Below are 7,343 nucleotides of genomic sequence, written 5' to 3'. Positions count from 1 at the left end.
ATATTAACAATAATGTTGTAGAACCTTCCATTCCTGTGAAGAACGGTTATATTTTTGCTGGTTGGTATAGCGATGCGGAACTCAAAACAGCTTTTAGCTTTGCCACAGCTATAACCAGTAATACTATCCTGTATGCCAAATGGATATCCACTTCTGGAAGCATCGATGAATGCTTTATAGCTACTGCTGCTTTTGGCTCAAAACTTCAACCCGCAGTAGTTTTATTAAGACAATTCCGAGATAAGTACTTGCTTGCCAATAACGCCGGGCAAAAATTCGTTGCGTTTTATTATCAGAACTCTCCGCCTATTGCTGCATTCATAGCTCAAAATAAACCTCTGAAAGCCCTGGTGAGAGTATTGTTACTGCCAATAATAGCGTTAGCCTATTCTGCGCTGCATCCCGAATTATTTGGATTATTTGCTTGCATGATACTATTCTGGATGCTATATCGCCGTAAAGTATCATAGAAAGCACCTGCCTCTCAGCAGATGCTATATAATCATTAACCGAAACAGCACTGGGATATCATACGTCCCCCTATCCCTTCAAAAAGTCTTGAGCTAACCTTGCTGTCTAATAACAGTAGTCATCCTTCTTCTGACTATAAACCCAGCTAAGCATATTAACACCAATGCCAGAAATGGATTATAAATCAAATACACTACCACGATAAAGGGTGCCAGCAATACTCTTGTGAGTCCTCTCAACCGATCGTTGCCTGATATGTAATTGGCAATCGGTGGTGATTTGTGGTAGTAGAATTTTACGAAAGCCCTGCCAAGACTATTGGTTAATAAATATTCATCGCGGAAATGCCTTAACAGTATTACCGCCGGCTGAAACTTGGAGCCGAAGGCAGCAGTGGCTATGAAGCATTCATCATCTGTTTCATCTAATATTTGCACTTTATATGTGGCGGTCTTGCCCCCTACAGTTATAGTTAGAACCTGATCTTTTGCTGCAGCTGTACTATTAAAGCCTGTCACATTATCAGCAGTTATGTTTTCTTTCTTGGTGCTATAATCGCTGTAAATACCTGTCACAACTAATCCAGAGATGTCGAGTGAATCTCCTATGTTGTAGTGTAATTTAGTAGCTGAACTTGTTATAGCTATACTTTTCAGGGCAGCTAATATTTGTACTGTGTAAGTCGTTGTATATGTACCGACTGTTATGGTTAACTCTTGATCTGTTGCTGGGATAGTACTGTCGAACCCCGTTATACTATCGGCAGTTATGCTCTCGTTCCTAGTGCTATAATCATTACAAATCCCGGTCACAACAAGTCCTGTTATATCCAGTGCATCTCCTACATAGTAGATTAATTTAGAGGCCGGGTTTGTTATAGCTATCTTTACTATATCTGCTAGTATCTGCACTATAAATGTACTTGTCTTTCCCCCTATTGTAATTGTCAGAACTTGATCCGATGCTGCTGCAGTACTGTCGAAACCTGTTATACTATCGGCGGTTACGATCTCCTCCTTTGTGCTGCCATCGCTATAAGTTACAGTTACTACCAAGCCACTTATGTCCATAGGATCGCCAATGTTATAGATTAGCTTGTTGGCCGGGGTAGTAATGGCTATATTCTGTAAAACAGACGAATCAGATGTAATAACGCCATTAATCTTAGAGGTCAAAACCGGGATGGCATCGTTTTTGGAATCAAAAGTATTTAATGCAGTTTGAGATAATGTCACAATCGTCGATCCAGTAAAAGCGTCTTTAACTTTAAAGGTAATAATGGCTATTTCTCCACCATCTCTATTTTTCTCGCTGCCTGCACAGGATAGATAAATCTTGCCGTCATTTGTGGAATTTATCTGTTCAAGGTCAAACCGTGACATTCTCTGTGCGACAACGTACTGCAATGCGGTTGTGTCGTAAGCGATCATCAAATCCAAACAACAGGCATTGGAATCTGCACTAAGAACGACCGGAACATCGATGGTATCGCCAACTTGAACGTCGGTAATGTTTGATATAGTTACTATCGCATCATTAGAATCCGGGTCATCGGTAATAGTTATATTATGAACTTTTTGATGAACAAGTGTTGCATCAATGCTATTCACTGCGCCGTCGCTATTCAAATCAGCTCGTGTTATCTGATCCGCTGTCAATTCTGTTTTGCTGACAGCGTACAGCAAAATTAGCGATGCATCAAAGTCGCTTACATAGCCATCGCCGTCGATATCACCGGTCTGGTACTCAGTAATATCCGATACAGAGGGATCACTTCCTTCGTTGAACTCCTCCAGATTGGTTTTTCCATCTCCATCTGGGTCTTCTTGGCTGATATCCTGGTCTCGGTTATCATTATCCCAGAGCAGGTATTTGTCCGCATACCAATCCTGGATTCCGTCGTTGTTGGAATCCAACGGCGTGATAGTCACAGGCCCAGTCTGATACAGTTCGGATTTTGATCCATTTTCCGTTACGGCAATACAGCCAATATAGACCGTCTTGTCCGCAGTGGTTCTATCGGATGTATTTAGATTAAGCATACAAGTTCCCGAACTGCTATCAATAATGCAAATAATATAAGGTACACTGCTTAGATTGTTTACATCTAAAGCATCCTCACTGTAATACACGATACAGTATTTTGCTTTTGTGCTGATCGTAATATCCAAATCCACATTATTCTCAATCTCTTTACTTTGAGCCACTTGTAATGCTTCGATATTGACCGGATCATTGGCCGCATGTTTTGCCATCATAACATACAAACCATCACCGTCCACTTTGCAATATCCACGCAAATTGCCATTTTCCTCAGTATTTATATCTGTGTCCAACGCAACCCAGGTATCGCCGCCATCAATCGATTTAAACCACTGCAGCGATGTATAGTCGAAATCAGAATTCACTGCTGCATTTGCATAAAGCTCGCCTCGGGAAGGTACCTCATTCTCAGACTTAATATAAGTAGCCTGTCCAACAGCCATATACTCTCCATTATTGTATGATGCATTTTGGGCGGTAAAAACATAATCAGCATCCACTGTGGGAATTACATAGCCGACTGTACGTTCATCGTTGGAAAGATATAAGTAGCCGTTTGTTGCCACAAGTGCTCTGTTAACGTAGATGGTGTTGTAATATTTGATACCATCGTCTTTTTGGGTAGCAGTCAGCATCAATTCGCACACAACGCCATCGCTTATATCAAGTATTCCATTGTTGTTGTCAAGCTGTATTTGAATCTGGTTGCCGGCATCATCCAATTGATAGAGGGCAAAGTCCTGATATTGATCCTCGTTCAGATCAGAAACGGTAACGGTTATCATATCATCCTTGACAGCTGCGCTGACGCGCCCCAGTTGATTCATCGTAGAAATAAGGTTGTCAAGGGAAAGAAGTGCAACAATGTCATGCAAACTGGCATCACTTCTGGCGTCCCCGATCGCTTCGATGCTTGCAGGAACCGCATAGGAGTATACTGCTGTGCGGTTATCGCTGGAAACTTTGTAGGAGGCTTTGTATAGGCAATCTATACGAGCGTCAAAAGTACTCTGAAGTCTTTCGGCGATATAGGATTGGCAATCCATTTTATTTTCATAATACTCTGCCGTTGCGTCATTAGCCGTATATTTTGCGGGGTCGAGGTAATTATAATCAGCTAGTTTTGACATTTCAAGGTTAGTGTATTGATAATCCATTAATCCTAAACCTAAATAAGCCTTGCCAATCTTATTACAATCTATTTTGCTGAACTGAATGTCTAATCCATTTAAATATTCATCATAAAAGCCCAAGATATAGTGCCCGATTTCATGAGTCACCGTCTTGGAATAGTCACTGCTGGTATTATATATAGTGCCTGAGGACTCCGCCATCTTTGCGCTGAGCTGAATTCTTTTGAACGAATTCTTAGCTTGCAGGATTTTTAATTCATCGCTATTTATATTTTTAAAATTAAACGCGGCTATATTGAAATCATCAGTAAAGAAACCGTTAACATACGCATTGCTATGAACTTGAACTGGCTTGGAAAACAGCCCCCATCCATTAACATCCTTGATGTCTGATGCTTCAATCCGGATATCAGCCATACTGGCTAATTTAGCGTCTCCAACATTATCAAAATAAAAGTCCGTACGCTGTGGCGTTGAATTAATGGTTACCTTGTTCAGCATAACATGACCATCCGTCGCCTGGGCAAGGGTTTTGGAAACCTCCGTCATGGTATCCTTCACCGCATTATAATATGCCGATTTTTCTGTGGCTGTCAAAGAGGACGGGCAGAAATAGCAAACTGACACATTGGGCAGCAGCCTTGGTTCCTTCAATTCAATAGGCAGCGTATTTCCACTGTTTACATACGAAGCAATGGCTGTACCATTCCAATTTCCGCTGCTGTCAACTGTCTCGGAATGCAGTTCGTATATAAAGCGGATTGCATTGTTCTGGCTATCTGTTCCAAATTCCTTTATCAAATCATAGCGGTCATCACTAGAAGGAACTATGGAAGTCCATTGCTTTTTGGCACTGATCGTTGCTTTTGCGATCTGCGCCTTCGTTAACCCGGATAAGCTTACATTAGCATTACCATCAGCATCCGTTTTGGCTTCTCTGATCCAGGCAGATCCAACATACAGGCCTACAAGCGCGTCTTCAACGGGAACAGCTGTATTTGTTGAATCTATCGCTGTAACATTCACTGAAACAGATCCTGCAATGTTCTGCTTAAATATGCTCAGTGCGTAGACAAACAAATCATCAAACGCCTTATCAGAATATTCTCCGCCTGACCGAATATAATAATACTCCCACGTTAAACCGGAAGCAATGACATATCCATCACCAAGCGGATATTCAACTAGCGTTGGAAGATTATCAGATGAACCACGAATAATTACGTTTGCACTATCAGGGAGTGAGTCTTCAGCAAAAGACGTATGGCTGCAATAACTGCCATACAGGTCGGAAGTGGTAACAGTTTTTTTATCTGTTAATTCTCCTGTGATAATAGGATGCGTTGAATCTGCTATATAGTTATTATATTGGTTACTATGAATCTTTTGAACTCCACCCGGCAAATCTGTCGATAAGGTTCCGTTACCACCCCAACCTTCATCGCAAGCTCCAAATATAACTGCACCACCGGATTTAGCAAAAAATTCCAATTCATCGACAATATAAGCATAATTCTGATATGTTTCTGTTGTCTGGTCATTGGCAAAATAGATAACAGCATAAGAAGATACATCGATATTTTGGAATTCAGAAACTGAACAAACATCATAACCAGATATATATCTTTCTTCTGTAAGGGCTGTCAAGAGCTTTGTATTGGAGTCTGAATCCCATGGCAAACTATCCTGAATCAATAAAACGCGGCTGTTTGTATTGTTTCCTTCATTATCTGCAGACATCTCAGAAATATTTAGACTGTAGTATGCATCTGGCACATCATTATCGTTATCTTCTGCTGCGTTATAAGTTGCTGTATTTGCATAAGCAGTTGCACTCCCCAGCGCAAGTATTACAACTATCATCATAAACAATAAAAGCAATGAATTTGTCTTGCTATTCCTAATTACTCCCACGGTATCCCCTCCCTTAATAACTTTCGTTTTCCTTCGAAATATCCTGATATTACAGTGCTTCATTTTTTAAACAAAAAGAAGTCCTCTACTTCATTGTCAAGCTGTTCTCGACAATAGTTCTCTGAAAATATTAATAAACAACAAAGCCGCTCTTAATATTTCCCAATAAACTCTATTATAAGCTTTTAAAAATGCAATTTCTTCCCCTAAATTACATTCCATTTGGCGTATATTCGACATTGCTTTCCAACTGATATTTATATTTGCTTTCCAAATATTTTTCATAATAAAAAGCACCTGCCTTCCAGCAGATGCTTGATCGTTTAATATTTTATTGTTTTATCATATATTGATTTGTTTTACCGGTCTTGCTTCGATATAACCACGATATCCCATTGGGGCAAGTTGGAATCTAGGTGCATCATCATCTGCCCATTGAAAACCATAAGTTTCTGGATTATACTTTTTCATCACTTCCCATAAATCTTCGATAGCATCCATAAACTTCTCGTCATCGTACGGTTCACCCTGGAAAATCATAATTTTACACGGTGCAAGTTCGATTACCTCAAAACCCTCAGGTATCGTACCGCTGTAATCTAGTGGCACTTCAACGCCTTGAACATAACTTGATGTACCCTTATTAATCATGCTCTGCGGCATCCACATCCCTATTGGTTCATACATAGCTTCCTTTATGCTTGAGAGCATTCCCCATATCACAGCCAACTTCCTCAAAATATTCAAAATAATTGGCTGCATTTCTACCTCTTTTGAGAATTACCTTTCGCTCTAACCTGAACAAAAACAGTTGCTTGCTAAATTTAATGACTATAGCTACATTAAAGATGCACTTAAAAGCATGATATTTTCTAATTCCATTCCTTCCACACTTCCGGCTGATAACCTATAGTGGCTAATCTTCCGTTACGTACAATCGGGGTTTTATACAGGTGGGGATGATTTAATAATATTTCTTCTCTCATACTTGTGCTTCCAATTCGATTCAAGTTCAATTTATTATAATCTTTTGCGTTTTGATCAATTAGGGTATTAATTCCAACAGCCGCCTTTACACTTGCCAGCTCGCCCTTGCTTAAACCTTTTTGATTTAAGTCTATATATTGGTATTTAATATTTCTTTCGCTAAAATATCGTTCAGCTTTCTGTGTATTAAAGCATTTCTTAACGCCAAATATCTGAATGTTCACTTTAATTATCCCTTCTTATATATCCTTACTACATATAAGGTCTTCTATATAGAAATTCCATTGCATATATATCGGCAGAAATAGGTTCTTATTTAAAATATGAAAGCATTTTTATCCTTCATTATCTCATCATATCTCAGGTTCACTTTCATACGGTTCCATTCATCATCCTATCCGGTATGCTCCATTGCTTATCAATTAAATCATTCCACCCTTTGACATAGGCCTCATAGGGGATAAGAGGCTTTTCGAGCTCTTTCTTGGTTTCTTCCGAAAGTTGTAATGAACTGACGAGCTCTCTTCCCGCTTTCCTTAAAAGCTTTTTATAGTCCTCTATTACCGGTTGCAGTTCCGGTACGAAACCGCGTATAAGTCCTCCCTCTCCCCGATAAATTTCCCCGATCACTTCTGTATGAAAATTTCTTGCCATCCTTTTGAACAAAAACGATTACACCTTTTTTTCAATAATTATTCCCAGTAAACCTTATTGCTTGGGGATTGCCGTTTAATATCAGCACTTTCATTTTTTCATCATCCTCACCGCTGTTCTTCGATCTCACTTTTTCTGCGT

Annotated in this window: 6 protein-coding genes; 1 reads left to right on the top strand and 5 read right to left on the bottom strand. The window is 39.7% G+C overall.

Annotated elements, in window-relative coordinates; genetic code table 11:
• A partial coding sequence (locus PHO71_RS24845) for an InlB B-repeat-containing protein (RefSeq protein WP_300208847.1) occupies positions 1-470 on the top strand: 470 nt, incomplete at its 5' end.
• 93 nt (positions 471-563) lie between these two features.
• Here the strand turns inward: PHO71_RS24845 and PHO71_RS24840 are convergent.
• From PHO71_RS24840 to PHO71_RS24820, 5 genes are all read right to left on the bottom strand, one after another.
• Complete coding sequence (locus tag PHO71_RS24840) at positions 564-5,513, bottom strand: CFI-box-CTERM domain-containing protein (protein ID WP_300208845.1); 4,950 nt, start codon at positions 5,511-5,513, stop codon at positions 564-566.
• A gap of 144 nt (positions 5,514-5,657) precedes the next feature.
• Entirely contained in the window at positions 5,658-5,846 is a 189-nt protein-coding gene (locus PHO71_RS24835) for a hypothetical protein (RefSeq protein WP_300208843.1), read from the bottom strand.
• A gap of 57 nt (positions 5,847-5,903) precedes the next feature.
• Positions 5,904-6,323, bottom strand: coding sequence for a hypothetical protein (locus PHO71_RS24830; RefSeq protein WP_300208841.1), 420 nt, complete (start codon positions 6,321-6,323; stop codon positions 5,904-5,906).
• A gap of 110 nt (positions 6,324-6,433) precedes the next feature.
• Entirely contained in the window at positions 6,434-6,772 is a 339-nt protein-coding gene (locus PHO71_RS24825; protein ID WP_300208839.1) for an arsenate reductase family protein, read from the bottom strand.
• 148 nt (positions 6,773-6,920) lie between these two features.
• Positions 6,921-7,202, bottom strand: coding sequence for a hypothetical protein (locus tag PHO71_RS24820; RefSeq protein ID WP_300208837.1), 282 nt, complete (start codon positions 7,200-7,202; stop codon positions 6,921-6,923).
• Positions 7,203-7,343 lie beyond the last annotated feature (141 nt).

The sequence above is a fragment of the Bacteroides sp. genome (genome assembly GCF_028690125.1).
Lineage (GTDB): Bacteria > Bacteroidota > Bacteroidia > Bacteroidales > Bacteroidaceae > Bacteroides.
The sequence above is the reverse complement of the archived record's forward strand: the minus strand, read 5'-3'. Positions and strand labels throughout refer to the sequence as shown.